The organism is Quadrisphaera sp. DSM 44207 (assembly GCF_900101335.1).
In the GTDB taxonomy this organism is placed as follows: Bacteria; Actinomycetota; Actinomycetes; order Actinomycetales; family Quadrisphaeraceae; genus DSM-44207.
Genome location: NZ_FNKA01000003.1, coordinates 641185 through 656079, shown reverse-complemented (window position 1 = coordinate 656079; position 14895 = coordinate 641185). Strand labels below are relative to the sequence as shown.

Annotated in this window: 17 protein-coding genes; 4 read left to right on the top strand and 13 right to left on the bottom strand. The window is 76.7% G+C overall.

Annotated elements, in window-relative coordinates; translation table 11 throughout:
* Positions 1-18: 18 nt before the first annotated feature.
* On the bottom strand, positions 19-1350 hold the full coding sequence (locus BLS82_RS13465) for a M50 family metallopeptidase (RefSeq protein ID WP_218123901.1): 1332 nt from the start codon (positions 1348-1350) through the stop codon (positions 19-21).
* Positions 1347-2534: a 1-deoxy-D-xylulose-5-phosphate reductoisomerase gene (dxr, locus tag BLS82_RS13460; protein ID WP_092866734.1), complete on the bottom strand. Its 1188-nt coding sequence runs from the start codon at positions 2532-2534 to the stop codon at positions 1347-1349. The genes BLS82_RS13465 and dxr overlap by 4 nt, the downstream gene beginning before the upstream one ends.
* Before the next feature lie 63 nt (positions 2535-2597).
* Between dxr and BLS82_RS13455 the strand changes: the two genes are divergently transcribed.
* Both BLS82_RS13455 and BLS82_RS13450 read left to right on the top strand, forming a co-directional pair.
* On the top strand, positions 2598-3518 hold the full coding sequence (locus BLS82_RS13455) for a KPN_02809 family neutral zinc metallopeptidase (RefSeq protein ID WP_092866732.1): 921 nt from the start codon (positions 2598-2600) through the stop codon (positions 3516-3518).
* Positions 3519-3648: 130 nt separating this feature from the next.
* Positions 3649-4173 carry an NADPH-dependent FMN reductase gene (locus tag BLS82_RS13450; RefSeq protein ID WP_176819098.1) on the top strand — a complete coding sequence of 175 codons (525 nt, stop codon included), beginning with the start codon at positions 3649-3651 and terminating at the stop codon, positions 4171-4173.
* 51 nt (positions 4174-4224) lie between these two features.
* On the opposite strand, the gene BLS82_RS13445 is transcribed toward BLS82_RS13450, so the two are convergent.
* Both BLS82_RS13445 and BLS82_RS15825 read right to left on the bottom strand, forming a co-directional pair.
* Entirely contained in the window at positions 4225-4710 is a 486-nt protein-coding gene (locus BLS82_RS13445) for a GNAT family N-acetyltransferase (protein ID WP_092866730.1), read from the bottom strand.
* A 257-nt stretch (positions 4711-4967) separates the two neighbouring features.
* Positions 4968-5393: a hypothetical protein gene (locus tag BLS82_RS15825; RefSeq protein ID WP_176819097.1), complete on the bottom strand. Its 426-nt coding sequence runs from the start codon at positions 5391-5393 to the stop codon at positions 4968-4970.
* Between the two features lie 60 nt (positions 5394-5453).
* Between BLS82_RS15825 and BLS82_RS13435 the strand changes: the two genes are divergently transcribed.
* The gene (locus BLS82_RS13435; protein ID WP_092866729.1) at positions 5454-5867 is read left to right on the top strand and encodes a pyridoxamine 5'-phosphate oxidase family protein; all 414 of its coding nucleotides are present in this window, start codon (positions 5454-5456) and stop codon (positions 5865-5867) included.
* A 61-nt stretch (positions 5868-5928) separates the two neighbouring features.
* Here the strand turns inward: BLS82_RS13435 and BLS82_RS13430 are convergent, their stop codons facing one another.
* The 7 genes from BLS82_RS13430 to rpsB all read right to left on the bottom strand — a co-directional run bounded on the left by BLS82_RS13430 (position 5929) and on the right by rpsB (position 12063).
* The gene (locus tag BLS82_RS13430) at positions 5929-6483 is read right to left on the bottom strand and encodes a DivIVA domain-containing protein (RefSeq protein WP_218123900.1); all 555 of its coding nucleotides are present in this window, start codon (positions 6481-6483) and stop codon (positions 5929-5931) included.
* Positions 6484-6558: 75 nt separating this feature from the next.
* Positions 6559-7698, bottom strand: a complete 1140-nt coding sequence (rlmN, locus tag BLS82_RS13425) for a 23S rRNA (adenine(2503)-C(2))-methyltransferase RlmN (protein ID WP_218123899.1) — start codon at positions 7696-7698, stop codon at positions 6559-6561.
* 74 nt (positions 7699-7772) lie between these two features.
* Positions 7773-8660, bottom strand: coding sequence for a phosphatidate cytidylyltransferase (locus BLS82_RS13420; protein ID WP_092866723.1), 888 nt, complete (start codon positions 8658-8660; stop codon positions 7773-7775).
* Positions 8661-8679: 19 nt separating this feature from the next.
* Entirely contained in the window at positions 8680-9237 is a 558-nt protein-coding gene (gene frr / locus BLS82_RS13415; protein ID WP_092866721.1) for a ribosome recycling factor, read from the bottom strand.
* 73 nt (positions 9238-9310) lie between these two features.
* Positions 9311-10069: a UMP kinase gene (pyrH, locus tag BLS82_RS13410; RefSeq protein ID WP_255378328.1), complete on the bottom strand. Its 759-nt coding sequence runs from the start codon at positions 10067-10069 to the stop codon at positions 9311-9313.
* Between the two features lie 7 nt (positions 10070-10076).
* Positions 10077-10904: a translation elongation factor Ts gene (gene tsf / locus BLS82_RS13405; protein ID WP_092866719.1), complete on the bottom strand. Its 828-nt coding sequence runs from the start codon at positions 10902-10904 to the stop codon at positions 10077-10079.
* Positions 10905-11022: 118 nt separating this feature from the next.
* Entirely contained in the window at positions 11023-12063 is a 1041-nt protein-coding gene (gene rpsB, locus BLS82_RS13400; RefSeq protein WP_092866717.1) for a 30S ribosomal protein S2, read from the bottom strand.
* A 334-nt stretch (positions 12064-12397) separates the two neighbouring features.
* Here rpsB and BLS82_RS13395 point away from each other — a divergent pair, with 334 nt between their 5' ends.
* Positions 12398-13087 carry a murein hydrolase activator EnvC family protein gene (locus BLS82_RS13395; protein WP_218123898.1) on the top strand — a complete coding sequence of 230 codons (690 nt, stop codon included), beginning with the start codon at positions 12398-12400 and terminating at the stop codon, positions 13085-13087.
* Here BLS82_RS13395 and whiG read toward each other — a convergent pair.
* Together whiG and BLS82_RS13385 are read right to left on the bottom strand one after the other, a co-directional pair.
* Complete coding sequence (gene whiG / locus BLS82_RS13390; RefSeq protein ID WP_369811095.1) at positions 13071-13865, bottom strand: RNA polymerase sigma factor WhiG; 795 nt, start codon at positions 13863-13865, stop codon at positions 13071-13073. The two genes, BLS82_RS13395 and whiG, sit on opposite strands and share 17 nt — an antisense overlap.
* 59 nt (positions 13866-13924) lie before the next feature.
* Positions 13925-14887: a tyrosine recombinase XerC gene (locus tag BLS82_RS13385; RefSeq protein WP_092867068.1), complete on the bottom strand. Its 963-nt coding sequence runs from the start codon at positions 14885-14887 to the stop codon at positions 13925-13927.
* Positions 14888-14895: the final 8 nt, after the last annotated feature.

The window sequence follows — 14895 nt, the reverse complement described above, 5'->3', positions numbered from 1 at the left end:
GGGTGCTCGACCGGGTGCTCAGCCGAGCGTGACCGGGCGCACGATGTCCGCGTACAGCAGCAGCACCGACATGCCCACGAGCAGCGCGGTGACGACGTAGGTGACCGGCAGCAGGCGCGCGAGGTCGAACGGGCCCGGGTCCGGGCGCCCGCGCAGGCGCGCCACCTGCCGCCGCCCGCCCTCCCACAGGGCGCCGGCGACGTGCCCGCCGTCCAGGGGCAGCAGCGGCACGAGGTTGAAGACGAACAGCGCCAGGTTCAGCGAGGAGAGCACGCCGAGCATGAGCGAGACCCGCTCGGTGGTGCTGTCGAGCAGGTCGGTGCTGGCGATCTCCCCCGAGAGGCGGCCGACGCCGACGAGCCCGATCGGCCCGTTCGGGTCGCGCTCCTCGCTGCCGAACGCCGCCTGCGCGACGTCGACCATGCGCTGGGGCAGCGCGAGGACGATCCGCGCCGTCGCCCACGTCGCCCGCGCCACCTCCCCCGGCAGCTCGGTCAGCGGCCGGCGCACCCGCTCGCGGGTGGCGGTGACGCCGAGGAAGCCGACCTGCTCGGTCACCGGCTGCCCGTCCGCGGTCGTGACGGGCGCGCCGTCCTCGTCGACGCGCACGCCCTCGGTGGCGAGGACGTCCACGTCCAGGGCCAGCTGCTGCCCGTCGCGCTCGACGACGACGGGCACGGTGCGCCCGGCCGAGGCGCGGATCGCCTCCTGCACGCGCGCCCAGTCGCCCTCGGCCGGCACGCCGTCGACCGCGACGATCACGTCGCCGGGCCGGACGCCGGCCTGCGCGGCGGGCGCGGCCGGGTCGCCGGGGGCGCACGCGCGACCGGCCTCGGCGGCCGGCAGCGCGCACCGGGAGACCGCCGCCACCCGCGGGGTCAGGGACTGCACGCCGATGCCGCTGAGGAGCACCCCGAGGAACAGGGTGGCGAGCGCGAGGTTCATCACCGGCCCGCCGAGCATGACCACCAGGCGCTGGCGCACCGGCAGGCGGTAGAACGCGCGGTGCTCCTCCCCCGGGCGCACCTCCTCGGCCGCCGCGCGCCGCGCGTCCTCGGCGAGGGACTGGAAGGCGCCGGTGGAGCCGCTGCGGGCCGTGCCGTCGGCGGCGGGCGCGAACATGCCGACCATGCGCACGTAGCCGCCGAGCGGCACCGCCTTGACGCCGTACTCGGTCTCCCCGCGCCGCCGCGACCACAGGGTCGGGCCGAAGCCGACCATGTACTGGGTCACCCGCACGCCGAAGCGCTTGGCCGGCAGCAGGTGCCCGACCTCGTGCAGGGCGATCGAGACGGCGAGGCCGACGACGAGCACCGCCACCCCGACGGCGTAGGCGGCCACCGCGGTCACGCCGCCCCCCGCTGCGCCAGGACCTCGCGGGCGCGGGCGCGCGCCCACGACTCCGCCGCCAGGACGTCGTCCACGCTCAGCGCGCCGGACGCCGGGACGTGCTCGGCGACCACCTGCTCCACGGTGTCGACGATCGCCAGGAAGGGCAGGCGGCCGGCGAGGAAGCCCTCGACGCACTCCTCGTTGGCGGCGTTGTAGACCGCGGGCGCGGTGCCGCCGGCCTGCGCGGCCCGGCGCGCGAGGCGGACGGCGGGGAACGCCTCCTCGTCCAGGGGCTCGAACTCCCAGCTCGCCGCCCGCGACCAGTCGATGCCGTAGCCCTGGTGCGGCACGCGCTCGGGCCAGGCCAGGCCGAGGGAGATCGGCAGGCGCATGTCGGGCGGGGAGCACTGCGCGAGGGTGGAGCCGTCGGTGAACTCCACCATGGAGTGCACCACCGACTGCGGGTGCACGACGACGTCGATGCGCTCCAGCGGCAGGTCGAAGAGCAGGTGCGCCTCGACCACCTCCAGCGCCTTGTTCACCATGGTCGCGGAGTTCGTCGTCACCACCGGCCCCATGGCCCACGTCGGGTGGGCCAGGGCCTGCGAGGGCGTGACGGCGGCCAGCTCCGAGCGCGCCCGGCCGCGGAACGGCCCGCCGGAGGCGGTGAGCACGAGGCGGCGCACCTCCTCCGCGCGCCCTCCGCGCAGGCACTGCGCCAGCGCGGAGTGCTCGGAGTCGACAGGCACGACCTGCCCGGGCGCCGCGGCCGCGGTCACGAGCGGGCCGCCCACGACGAGGGACTCCTTGTTGGCCAGCGCCAGTGTGCGCCCGGCCGCCAGGGCGGCGAGCGTGGGGCGCAGGCCGACGGAGCCGGTCATGCCGTTGAGGACGACGTCGCAGGGGGCGGCGGCGAGCTCGACGGCGGCGTCGGGGCCGGCGAGCACGCGCGGGCTCCAGCCGGCCCGGCCAGCCTCCCGGGCGGCGCTCGCCAGGGCCTCGCGCAGCGGCGCCTCGGCCTGCGGCCGCGCGACGCCGACGGCCTCGACCCTCAGGCGCACCGCCTGGGCGGCCAGCGCCGCGACGTCCGCCCCGCCGGCGGCCAGAGCCACGACGCGGAAGCGGTCGGGGGCCCGCGCGACGACGTCCTCGGCCTGTGCGCCGATCGACCCCGTCGACCCGAGCAGGACGACGTCCCTCATGCGCTGCCCGTCCTCGTGCGACCCACCGGGTGAGCGTAGACGGGCCCCCCTACGCTCCGGCCCATGACGTTCAACCGCGGGGTGCGGATCGACGCCGGCCGCGCCCGCACCGGCGGTGGCCGGGGCCGCGGCATCGCCGTCGGCGGCGGCGCGGGCGGCGTGCTGGTGCTGCTGCTCGCCCTCTTCCTCGGCGTGGACCCCGGTGCGCTGGGCGGGGGCACGAGCACGGTGGTCGCGCCCGGCGGTGCCGGCGGGGTGGGCGCGGCCGGTGGGGTCAGCGGCGACGAGGCGTTCGCGCACTGCGAGCAGGAGGGCGCCGCGAACGCCTCTCCCGACTGCCGGATCATCGCGACCGCGGAGTCCCTGGACGCGGTGTGGTCGGGCCTGCTGCCGCAGGCCACCGGGGTGGAGCACCAGCCCCCCGGGCTGGTGCTCTTCGAGGAGGCCACGGACACCGGGTGCGGCGGCGCGACGAGCGCGGTCGGGCCCTTCTACTGCCCGGCGGACGCCACGACCTACTTCGACGTCGCGTTCTTCGACGTGCTCACCGACCGCTTTGGCGCCAGCGGCGGGCCGCTGGCGCAGGAGTACGTCGTCGCGCACGAGTTCGGGCACGCCGTGCAGGACCAGCTGGGGCTGCTGGGCGCGGCGCAGCAGGACCCGGCGGGCCCGGAGTCCGGGGCGGTGCGCTCGGAGCTGCAGGCCGACTGCCTGGCGGGGGTGTGGGCGCACCACGCCTCCACGGTGCCCGACCCGGACACCGGCATCCCCTTCCTGCAGCCCCTGAGCGACGCCGACGTCGCCGACGCCCTCTCGGCCGCCGCCGCGGTCGGGGACGACCGCATCCAGGCGGCGGCGCAGGGGCGCGTGGACCCGGAGGGCTGGACGCACGGGTCCAGCGAGCAGCGGCAGCGCTGGTTCGCCACCGGCTACGCCAGCGGCGCGGTGCAGGACTGCGACACCTTCGCCGCCGCCGCGCTCTGAGCGCAGGCCCCGCTCCCGCGCGCAGGCTCCGCTCCTGGGCGCGGGCCTGCGCTCGGGGTGCGGCGGGAACGCCCGGCCCGTGCAGGATGTTGAGGGTTCAACACCGCCCGCTCCGCCTGCAGGAGGCCCCGTGAGGATCGCCGTGCTGTCCGGCTCCACGCGCTCCGCGTCCCTGAACACCCGCGTCGCGCGGCTCGTCGCCGCGGCCCGCCCGCAGGACGAGGTGGTCGTGGACGCCGCGCTGGACCGGCTGCCCTTCTACGACGGCGACCTGGAGGACGCCGGCTGGCCGCCGCCCGTCGCCGCGCTGCGCGACCTCGTCGCCGGCAGCGACGTGGTGGTCGTGGTCACGCCCGAGTACAACGGCACCATCCCCGGCCTGCTGGGCAACGCGCTGGACTGGCTCTCGCGCCCGCACCGGGACTCGCCGCTGCAGGGCAGGCCGGTGCTCGTCGTCACCGCCACCGCCGGGCGCGGGGGCGGGCGCAGCGCGGCGGCCCACCTGGTCGCGGTGCTCGAGCGCATCGGCGCCCGCGTCAGCCCGAGCCCGCTGTCGCTGCCGCTGGCCGGCGAGCGCCTGCAGGACCCGGCGCTGCGCGAGGCGCTCGACGCCGCGGTGGCGCAGGCGGCCTCCTGCGCGCTGCCCGCGGCCTGAGCGCCCCCGGCCTGCTCTCCGACGCCCGCGGGCCGCTGACGAGCGCCCGGCTCACAGGTCCTTGCCGAGGTGGCGGCTGGTCGGCGAGGTGGCGTAGTGCCCGAACGCCGCGACCGGCGCGTAGCCCTCGGCCGCGTACATCGCCAGGGCCTCCGGCTGCTCGGAGCCCGTCTCGAGCACCAGGCGGGTCGCGCCGAGGGCGCGGGCGCGCTCCTCGACGGCGCGCAGCAGCTGGCGGGCGTGCCCGCGGCGGCGCTGCGTCGCGCGCACGTACAGCCGCTTGAGCTCCGCCACGCCCGGCCCGCGCGCCCGCACACCGGCGCACCCGACCACCTGCTCGCCCACCCGGGCGACGACGAAGGCCCCGCCCTGCGCCGCGGTGAACTCCTCCGACCGCAGCGGCGTCGCGTCCTCCCCGCCGTAGCGGACCACGTACTCGGCCTGCACCTCGCGCACGAGCTCCTGGACGAGGTCGCTGTCGTAGGAGGCGTCCTCGAGGACGAGGCCGCCGGGGCTGGGGGCGGGAGCGCTGCGCACCGGCCCAGGGTGCCAGGCCGCCCTCGTCCGCCGGGGCGGCCAGGGCGCGCGAGGACGGCCCGGGCGCACGAGGGCGACGCCGGGGTGCGCGAGCGCCCCAGCAGTGGTGAGGTGTCCAGCGCACGAGCGGTGATCACCGTGATCGCCGAGAGCACCACCGCAGGCACCACGACACCAGGAGGACCCATGGGCAAGATCACGTTCGCCGCTGGAGCCGCCGTCGGGTACGTGCTCGGCGCCCGGGCCGGCCGGGAGCGCTACGAGCAGATCGTGCAGAAGGCCAGCGCCTGGTGGGGCAACCCGAAGGTGCAGGACACGGTCTCCACCGTCCAGCAGAGCGCGACCGAGACGGCGAAGAGCGCTGCCGACAGGGCCACCTCCGCCGTCAGCGAGAAGGTCAGGGGCGGCGGCGACAGCAGCTCCAGCACGGGCAGCAGCACGGGCAGCAGCACGGGCAGCAGCACCGGCACGGGCACGGGCACGGGCACCGGGACGAGCACGGGCACGGGCACCACGACGTCGCCGCGCGTCCCCCCGTCGACCACCGGCATCCCGAGCACCACCACGCCGAGCACCACCGGGACGACGGGCACCACGGGCACCACCGGGACGACGGGCACCACCGGGACCACGGGGACCTCTGGCCGCCCGGGCAGCACCGGCACCTCGGGCCGTCCCGGCACCACCGGCCCCTCGGTCTGAGCCGCGAGCCCGACCGGGGCAGGACGCCGGCGGGGGACCAGGTGGCGGACCGGTCCCCCGCCGTGCTCACCGCCGCGGCGCTGCGCTTCGTCACCGAGCGGCGCCTGGCGACCCTGACGACGCTGCGCCCGGACGGCACGCCCCACGTCGTCCCCGTCGGCTTCACCTGGGACGTCGAGGACGGGCTGGCCCGCGTCACGGCGCGGCGCACCTCCCGCAAGGTGCTCAACGCCCGGCGCGGCGGGCGCGCGGCCCTCTGCTCGGTCGAGGGCGCCCGGTGGCTGACCCTGGAGGGCGCCGTCGCCGTCCGGGACGACGAGGACGCCGTGGCCGACGCGGTGCGCCGCTACGCCGACCGCTACCAGCGCACCCCGGCGCCGGACCCGCTGCGCGTGGTCGTGGAGGTCGCCGTCGACCGCGTGCTCTCCAGCGCGCACCTGCGCCAGCACGCCTGATGCCGCCAGCCGCCCCGCCGGCGGGCGCCAGGAGGGCCGGCGCCAGGAGGGCCGGCGCCGGTCACTCGACGGCGCCGAGGACCTCCACCGCCCGGTCGAGGAAGGCGTCGACCTGCACCTCGACGTAGCCGCGGCGGCCGCGGCGGGTGCGGAAGACCGCGCCGCGGACCTCCTCGACCGGCATCGTCGCGCCGTCCTCGAAGAACGCCAGCAGGCGGGCGCACACGTCGTCCACGTCCTCGGGGTCGTACGACAGGTCCCACCCGTCGGCGCGGTCGAAGCGGTCGCCGTCCGGGCGGGCGAGGCGCCCGCGCAGCGTCGCCGCGCGGGCGGCCAGCTGGCCGAGGGCGCGGTCGGCGCCCAGGCGGCCGCGGACCACCTCCTGCTCGCGGCGGGCGAAGGCGTCCTCCATCCGGTCCAGGGCCGCGTCGACCTGGGCGACGTCGTAGCCGCGCAGCACCAGGTCGAAGCCCACGCCGCGCACGTCGCTGCTGCTCAGGGTGGCGCGCAGGGCGTTCTGCTCGTACGCCGTCCGGGCCTGGGCGAAGAAGTCCTCCACCTGCTCGACCGAGTACCCGCGCGAGAGGCGCGAGCTGCGCCGGAAGGTCGTGGCCACGGCGCGCATCCTGCCAGCGGGCACCCCCGGGCGAGGGGCTTTCGCGGCCGTGCGGCGGGCGTGTCGCCGGGCGCCTCAGCCGGCGACGTCGAGGGCGGCGAGCTGGCCGCAGGCGCCGTCGATGTCGCGCCCGCGGGTGTCGCGCACCGTCGTCGGCACCCCGGCCTCGCGCAGGCGGCGCACGAACTCGGCCTCCACGGCCGGCTCGGACGCCGTCCACCGCGAGCCCGGGGTCGGGTTCAGCGGGATGGGGTTGACGTGCACCCACCCCGAGCCGCGGGCCAGCAGCTGCTCGGCGAGCAGGTCGGCGCGCCACGCGTGGTCGTTGACGTCGCGGATCAGCGCGTACTCGATGCTCACGCGCCGCCCGGTGGCCTCGAAGTAGCGGCGCGAGGCGTCGAGCACCTCCGCGACCCGGTAGCGGGAGTTCAGCGGCACGAGCTCGTCGCGCAGCGCGTCGTCGGGGGCGTGCAGCGACAGGGCGAGGGTGACGGGCAGGCCCTCGGCGGCCAGCTCGTCCACCCGGGGCACGAGCCCGACGGTGGAGACCGTCACCCCGCGCGCGGAGATGCCCAGGCCGTCGGGGGCGGGCTCGACCAGGCGCCGCACGGCCGCCACGGAGGCGCGGTAGTTCGCCAGCGCCTCGCCCATGCCCATGAAGACGACGTTGGAGACCCGGCCCGGCCCGGTGCCCGTGGCGCTGTGCTCGGCGGCCAGCGAGCGCGCGGCGGAGGCCACCTGCTCGACGATCTCCGCCGCGGACAGGTTGCGCTTCAGGCCGCCCTGCCCGGTGGCGCAGAACGGGCACGCCATGCCGCAGCCGGCCTGGCTGGAGACGCACAGGGTGACCCGGCCCGGGTAGCGCATGAGCACGCTCTCGATGCGGGCCCCGTCGAACAGGCGCCACAGCGTCTTGACGGTCTCGCCGCCGTCGCCCTCGAGCACCGTCACCGGGGTCAGCAGGGGCGGCAGCAGCGCGCCGGCGATGCGCTCGCGGTCCGCGGCCGGCAGGTCCGTCATCGCCGCCGGGTCGGCCTGCAGCCGCCCGAAGTAGTGCTGCGCGACCTGCTTGACGCGGAAGCCGGGCACCCCCAGCTCAGCGGCGAGGCCGGCCCGCTCGGCGGGCGCGACGTCGGCGAGGTGGCGCGGCGGCTTGGCGCGGCGGGGGGAGGCGAGCGTCAGCGCCGGACGGGGCGTCGTGGTGGGTGCGGGCACGAGACCTCCAACGCCCGGCGTCGGGGAGCCCTTCCCGGGCGGGGAGCCGGCGGTCGCACCGGCCGGCGCGTCGCTCACGCGGGGACCAGCGCGGTGAGCAGCAGCCACACCACGGGGGCGGTGGGCAGCAGGGAGTCGAGCCGGTCGAGCACCCCGCCGTGGCCGGGCAGCAGCGAGCCCATGTCCTTGATGCCCAGGTCGCGCTTGAGCACCGACTCCGACAGGTCGCCCAGCGTCGCCGTCGCCACGGCCGCGAGGCCCACGACCGCCCCGGCCCACCACGCGCCGTCCAGCAGCAGCCCCACCGCCAGCGGGCCGGCGACCAGGCACGCCACCGCGGAGCCGGCCAGGCCCTCCCAGGACTTCTTCGGGCTCACGGTCGGGGCCATCGGGTGCCGGCCCCACAGCACCCCGGCCGCGTAGCCGCCGATGTCGCTGCAGACGGCCAGCAGCACGAAGACGAGGATGCGCCGGGCGCCGTCCGGCTCGGCCAGCATGAGCATCGCGAAGCCGGCCAGCAGCGGCAGCCACGCCGCGCACAGCACGCCGGCGGTCACGTCGCGCAGGGCGCTGGCACCGGCCCCGAGGAGGGGCTCGGGGTGCTGGCGCTCCGCCGGGGGGTGGACGTCGGGCGCCTCGAGCAGGCGCCACGCCAGCACCCCGAGGCAGGTCAGCGCCACGGCGACGAGCAGCGCCTCCGGCCCCGCGGCGTAGGCGGCCACGAGGGTGGCGACGCCGCCGGCCAGCAGGGGCACCACGGGCACGTGCACGTGGCGGGTGGCCAGCGCCCCGGCCAGCTCCCACACCGCCAGGGCGACCGCCGCCGCCGCGAGGACGACGAAGGCCTCCTTGCGCACGAACAGCGCCAGGAGCAGGACGGCGCCGAGGCCGAGGCCGACGCCGACGGCGACCGGCAGGTCCCGCCCGGCGCGGGGGGTGCGGGTGGCGGGGACGGTGCCCACGGCGCAGCGCCTACCGGGATCAGACCGTGAGGAGCTCGGTCTCCTTGTGCTTGAGCAGGTCGTCGATGGCGTCCACGCGCCGCCGCGTCAGCTGCTCGAGCTCCTTCTCGGCCCGCCCGACCTCGTCCTCGCCGGCCTCGCCGTCCTTGGCGATGCGGTCCAGCTCCTCCTTGGCGCGCCGGCGCACGTTGCGCACCGACACCCGGGCGTCCTCGGCCTTGCCGCGCGCGAGCTTGACGTAGTCGCGCCGGCGCTCGTCGGTCAGCTGCGGGAGCACGATGCGGATGACGTTGCCGTCGTTGGAGGGGTTGACGTCCAGGTCGGAGGCGCGCAGCGCCTTCTCGACCGCCCCGAGGGAGGACCTGTCGTAGGGGGTGATGAGGATCGTGCGGGCCTCGGGGGTCTGGAAGGAGGCCAGCTGCTGCAGCGGCGTGGGCGCGCCGTAGTAGTCCACGACCACCTTGGCGAACAGCGCGGGGTTGGCCCGGCCGGTGCGGATGGCGGCGAAGTCGTCCTTGGCCACCTCGACCGCCTTGTCCATCTTCTCCTCGGCCTCGAGGAGTGCCTCGTCGATCACCGCTGCTCCATCCCGTCCCGCGCGCTGCCGCGCCGCCTGGCTGACCCCTCGACCGCCTCGCGAGCGGCCCGGCTCACCCGCCGTCGACCAGCGTGCCGATCCTCTCACCCCGCAGGGCGGCCGTGATGCCGCCGGGGGCGTCCATGCCGAAGACCACCATCGGCAGGTGGTTGTCCATGCAGAGGCTGAACGCCGTGGCGTCGACGACGCGCAGCCCCCGGCGCAGCGCCTCGGCGTAGCTGACGGCCTCCAGCTTGGTGGCCGTCGGGTCCGTGCGCGGGTCGGCCGTGTACACGCCGTCCACGCCGTTCTTGGCCATGAGGACGGCGTCCGCGCGCACCTCCAGCGCCCGCTGCGCCGCGACGGTGTCCGTGGAGAAGTACGGCAGGCCCGCGCCGGCGCCGAAGATGACCACGCGGCCCTTCTCCATGTGCCGGATGGCGCGGCGGGGCACGTACGGCTCCGCGACCTGGCCCATGGTGATCGCCGTCTGCACGCGGGTGTCGACGCCGGTCTGCTCGAGGAAGTCCTGCAGGGCCAGGCAGTTCATCACCGTGCCGAGCATGCCCATGTAGTCGGCGCGGGAGCGGTCCATGCCGCGCTGGGACAGCTCCGCCCCGCGGAAGAAGTTGCCGCCCCCGACGACGATGGCCACCTGCACGCCCTCGCCGACCGGGCCGGCGATCTCGCGGGCGACGCGGGCGACCACGTCGGGGTCCACCCCGACGCGGCCGCCGCCGAAGGTCTCGCCGGACAGCTTGAGCAGCACCCGGCCCCAGCCGCCCGCGCTCGCGCGCGCGCCCGGGGAGGGCTGCACCTGCGTCCCGACCACGCGGCGCTCAGGCGCCGACGCGGAAGCGGACGAAGGAGGTCACCTGCACGCCGGAGTCGGCGAGCAGCTGCTTGACCGTGCGCTTGGGGTCCTTCGCGAACGCCTGCTCGAGCAGGACGTTGTCCTTGAAGTAGCCGTTGACGCGCCCCTCGACGATGCGCGGCAGCGCCTGCTCCGGCTTGCCCTCCTCGCGGGCCGTCTCCTCCGCGATGCGCCGCTCGTTCGCCACGACGTCCTCGGAGACCTCGTCGCGGTGCAGGTGCAGCGGGGAGAGCGCCGCGATGTGCATCGCGACGTCGCGCGCGGTGTCGACGGCCTCGGAGTCCAGCGCCACGAGGACGCCGATCTGCGGCGGCAGGTCCGGGCTGGTGCGGTGCAGGTACGAGGCGACGTGCGCGCCCTCGACGCGGGCGACGCGGCGCACCTCGATCTTCTCGCCGATGGTCGCGTTCGCCTCGTCGAGCACCGCCTGCAGCGTGCGGCCGTCGACGTCGGCGGCCAGCAGGGACGCCGCGTCGGAGGCGCCGGTGCGCACCGCCGTCTCCAGCACGGTATCGGCGACCTGCTGGAACGGGGCGGCCTTGGCCACGAAGTCGGTCTCGCAGTTGACCTCGACGAGCGTGCCGACGCCGTCCTGGACGCGCGCGGCCACGAGGCCGTTGCTGGCGCTGCGGCCCTCGCGCTTGGTCACGCCCTTGAGGCCCTTGACGCGCAGGATCTCGACGGCCTTGGTGCGGTCGCCCTCGGCCTCGGCCAGGGCGTTGCGGACGTCGAGCATGCCGGCGCCGGTCTGCTCGCGCAGCGCCTTGATGTCAGCGGCGGTGAAGTTCGCCATGGGAGTGCTGTCCCTCCGGGGGTGGTGTGGGGGCCGCCGCCGGGTCGCGGCGGCGGGTGGCGCGCCGCGCCGTCCCGCCCGGTCGGGGCCGAGCGGGACGGCGCGGGGAGCGCGGGCGTCAGCCCTGCGGGGCCTCGTCGGCGAGGACGCCGTCGCCCTGCACGGCCTCGACGGTGTCGATGGCGGTCGGCTCGCTGGACGCCTGGTACTGGCCGCTGGGCAGCGGGGCGTCGTCGGCCTGCGCCGGGCGCTCGGAGCCCGGCGGCACCTCGGTGCCCTGCTCGGCGAGCTCGACCGCCGCGGCGGCGTCGGTGTTGGCGGGCACCCGCTCGGCCGCCTCGGCCTCGTGCGAGGCCTCCTGGCGCTGCAGGTTCTCGGTCTCCCCCACCTGCAGCTCGCCGCCGAGCAGCTCCGCCTCCCACGCGGCCAGCGGCTCGTCGGTGCCGGTGGCGCCCTCCTGCCCGCCGCCGTGGCGGCTGCGCAGGCCCTCCGCGACGGCGTCCGCGACCACGCGGGTCAGCAGCGTCACCGAGCGGATCGCGTCGTCGTTGCCGGGGATGCGGTAGTCGACGACGTCCGGGTCGCAGTTGGTGTCGAGGATCGCCACCACGGGGATGCCGAGCTTGCGGGCCTCGTCGACGGCCAGGTGCTCCTTGTTGGTGTCCACGACCCAGATCGCGCTCGGGGTGCGGGTCATGTCGCGGATGCCGCCGAGGGTGCGCTCGAGCTTCTCCTTCTCGCGGCGCATCATGAGCAGCTCCTTCTTCGTGCGGCCGCTGGCGGCCACGTCGTCGAAGTCGATCTGCTCGAGCTCCTTCATGCGCTGCAGGCGCTTGCTCACCGTGGAGAAGTTCGTGAGCATCCCGCCCAGCCAGCGCTGGTTGACGTAGGGCATGCCCACGCGCGCGGCCTGCTGGGCCAGGGGCTCCTGCGCCTGCTTCTTCGTGCCGACGAAGAGCACCGAGCCGCCGTGGCTGACCGTCTGCTTGATGAACTCGTAGGCGCGGTCGATGTGGGCCAGCGACTGCTGCAGGTCGATGATGTAGATGCCGTTGCGCTCGGTGAAGATGAAGCGCTTCATCTTCGGGTTCCAGCGACGGGTCTGGTGCCCGAAGTGGACGCCGCTCTCGAGCAGCTGGCGCGTGGTGACGACGGCCATGCCGACGCACTCCTCCCGGCGCCCCCGGCCGGGGGCGCTCCTCGGTTGCCCGCGGCGGCCCCGACGGCCGCCGCCCTGGCGCCCGCGACGCGCATCCGACCCGCGCGGGGAGCGGCGGGACCGAGGCGGCGCGCCCCGCCTGCGAGAGGCGGTGTGCGGGCGCGCGAAGTACCGGCCACGCGGCCGGCCCGCAACCATCCTAGCCCGGGCGCTCCTCGGGGCGGACCGCGCGGCCGCGCCGACGGGCCGCCCACAGGGCTCCGGCGGCGTCCCGCCGTCCACAGCCGAGCCCGCGCGGCGGCGGCGCGCCGGCGGCGCGCGCCACGGTGGCGGGGTGACCGCGACGACCTCCCCGCTCCCGCGCGCGGCCGGCCGCGCCGGCCGCCGGACCCGCACCACCGGGTCCTTCCGGGCGCTGGTGGTGCTGGCGTCGCTGGTGGCGGTGGCGGCGTCCTGCGCCGGCCCGACGACGGCCCGGGCCGTCCCGACGGCGACGGACGGCGCGCCCGCGCCGGCCGTCGCCGCGCCCATGGTGCGCGCTCCCGCCTCCTCCGGGGCGCCGCCCGACGCCGTCGGGCCCGCCGCCGGGGCGTGGGGGTGGCCGCTGCCCGGATCGCCGCAGGTGCTGCGCGGCTTCGAGCCGCCGCCGCGGCGGTGGTCGCCGGGCCACCGCGGCGCGGACCTGGCGGCCGAGCCGGGCTCGGCGGTGCTGGCCCCGGTCGACGGCGTCGTGGTCTTCGCCGGCACGGTCGTCGACCGCGGCGTGGTCAGCGTGCGGACGGCCGGCGGGCTGCGCGCCACGCTCGAGCCGGTGGTGGCGCAGGTGGCGCCGGGCGCGCGGGTGCGCCGCGGCGACGTGGTGGGGCACCTGGCCGCGGCGCCGCAGCACTGCCCGCAGCGCGCGTGCCTGCACTGGGGCGTGCGCGCCGGCCGCGACGCCTACCGCGACCCGCTCGCGCTGCTCGCCCCGGCCGGGCCCCCGGTGCTGCTGCCGCTGGGGCCCGGGGTCAGCCGGCGTCCTTGAGCTTGGCGCGCATCGCCACGACGGCCTTGGTGTGCATCTGGCAGATGCGCGACTCGGTGACCCCGAGCACCTTGCCGATCTCGGCGAGGGTGAGGTTCTCGTAGTAGTAGAGCGTGACGACGATCTTCTCGCGCTCGGGCAGCTGGTCGATGGCGCGCGCGAGGAGGAACTTCGTCTCCTCCCCCTCGAACGCGAGCACCGGGTCCTCGGCGCGGGGGTCCTGCAGCGTGTCGCCCAGGCTGAGGGAGTCGCCCTTCTCCCCGCCCACGGACAGCAGCTCGTCGAGCGCGACGACGTTGACGTAGGAGACCTGGCTGAAGATCGTGTGCAGGTCCGAGAGCTTGATGCCCATGCGCTCGGCCACCTCGGGCTCGGTGGGGGTGCGGTGCAGCTCGCCCTCCAGCGCCGCGTACGCCTTCTCGACCTCGCGGGCCTTGGAGCGCACCGAGCGGGGGATCCAGTCCATCGCGCGCAGCTCGTCGATGATCGCCCCGCGGATGCGGGAGATGGCGTAGGTCTCGAACTTGATCGCCCGCTCGAGGTCGAACTTCTCGATGGCGTCGATGAGGCCGAACACCCCGTAGGAGACCAGGTCGGCCTGCTCGACGTTGGAGGGCAGGCCGACGCCCACGCGGCCCGCCACGTACTTGACCAGCGGCGAGTAGTGCAGGATCAGGCGCTCGCGCACGGCGGGGTCGCCGGTGGTCTTGAACTCCTCCCACAGCCCCCGCAGCAGGGCGGCGTTCTCGGCGACCGGGTCATGACCCTCCACCGCCACCGTCCCCGTGCCCTCGGTCACCGTCTCCCCCGCTCCCGCTGGTCGTCCGTCCGCAACGCTCACGCCCGAGGATGCGCCTGCTGGAAGCTGCGGCGCAGGCGTTCGACGGAAACGTGCGTGTAGACCTGCGTGGTCGCCAGGCTGGCGTGGCCGAGCATCTCCTGCACGGACCTGAGGTCAGCGCCGCCGTCGAGCAGGTGCGTGGCGGCGCTGTGGCGCAGCGCGTGCGGGGCGGCGTCCACGCCGTCCTGCATCGCCGCGAGCAGGCGGTGGACGACGTCGCGCACCTGGCGCTGGTCCCACCGGCGCCCGCGCGCCCCGAGCAGCAGCGCGGGCCCCGAGCCCGGCGCGGCCAGGCGCGGACGCCCGGAGTCCAGCCACGCGGTCACCGCCCGCGCCGCGGGCAGCCCGAACGGCACCACGCGCTCCTTGCTGCCCTTGCCCATCACCCGGGCGGTGCGCCGCTCCAGGTCGACGTCGTCCACGTCGAGGCCGACGAGCTCGCCGACGCGGATGCCGGTGGCGTACAGCAGCTCCACGGCCGCGCGGTCGCGCAGGCGCACCGGGTCGTCGTCGGTGGCGCGCTCGGCGGCGACGTCGAGCATGCGGGCCGCCTGGTCCGCGCGCAGCACCGTCGGCAGGGTGCGGTTCGCCGCGGGCGCGCGCAGGCGCAGCGAGGGGTCGACCGGCAGGCGCCCGGTGCGCGCGGCCCACGCGGTGAAGCTGCGCACCGTGGAGGTGCGCCGCGCCAGCGTCGAGCGCGCGGTGCCCGCGCCCGCCTGCTCCCCCAGCCAGGCGCGCAGGGCCGACAGGTCGAGGTCGGGCAGGTCCAGGCCCTGGCCGGCCAGCCAGGCGCGCAGGTGCTGCAGGTCGGCGCGGTAGGCGCGGGCGGTGTTCGCCGCGCGGCCGCGCTCCAGGGACAGGTGGGCGAGGAACTCCTCGACCCACCGGGCGCCGGCGACCGCCGCGCCCGCGCGGGCGGCGTCCTCCTGCGCGCGCGCCGCGTCCTGCGGGGGGCTCACCTCGTGCA

Coding starts and splice junctions, on each gene's coding strand:
- dxr (WP_092866734.1), bottom strand. CDS start 2,534: ATGAGGGACGTCGTCCTGCTCGGGTCGACGGGGTCGATCGGCGCACAG.
- BLS82_RS13455 (WP_092866732.1), top strand. CDS start 2,598: ATGACGTTCAACCGCGGGGTGCGGATCGACGCCGGCCGCGCCCGCACC.
- tsf (WP_092866719.1), bottom strand. CDS start 10,904: ATGGCGAACTTCACCGCCGCTGACATCAAGGCGCTGCGCGAGCAGACC.
- rpsB (WP_092866717.1), bottom strand. CDS start 12,063: ATGGCCGTCGTCACCACGCGCCAGCTGCTCGAGAGCGGCGTCCACTTC.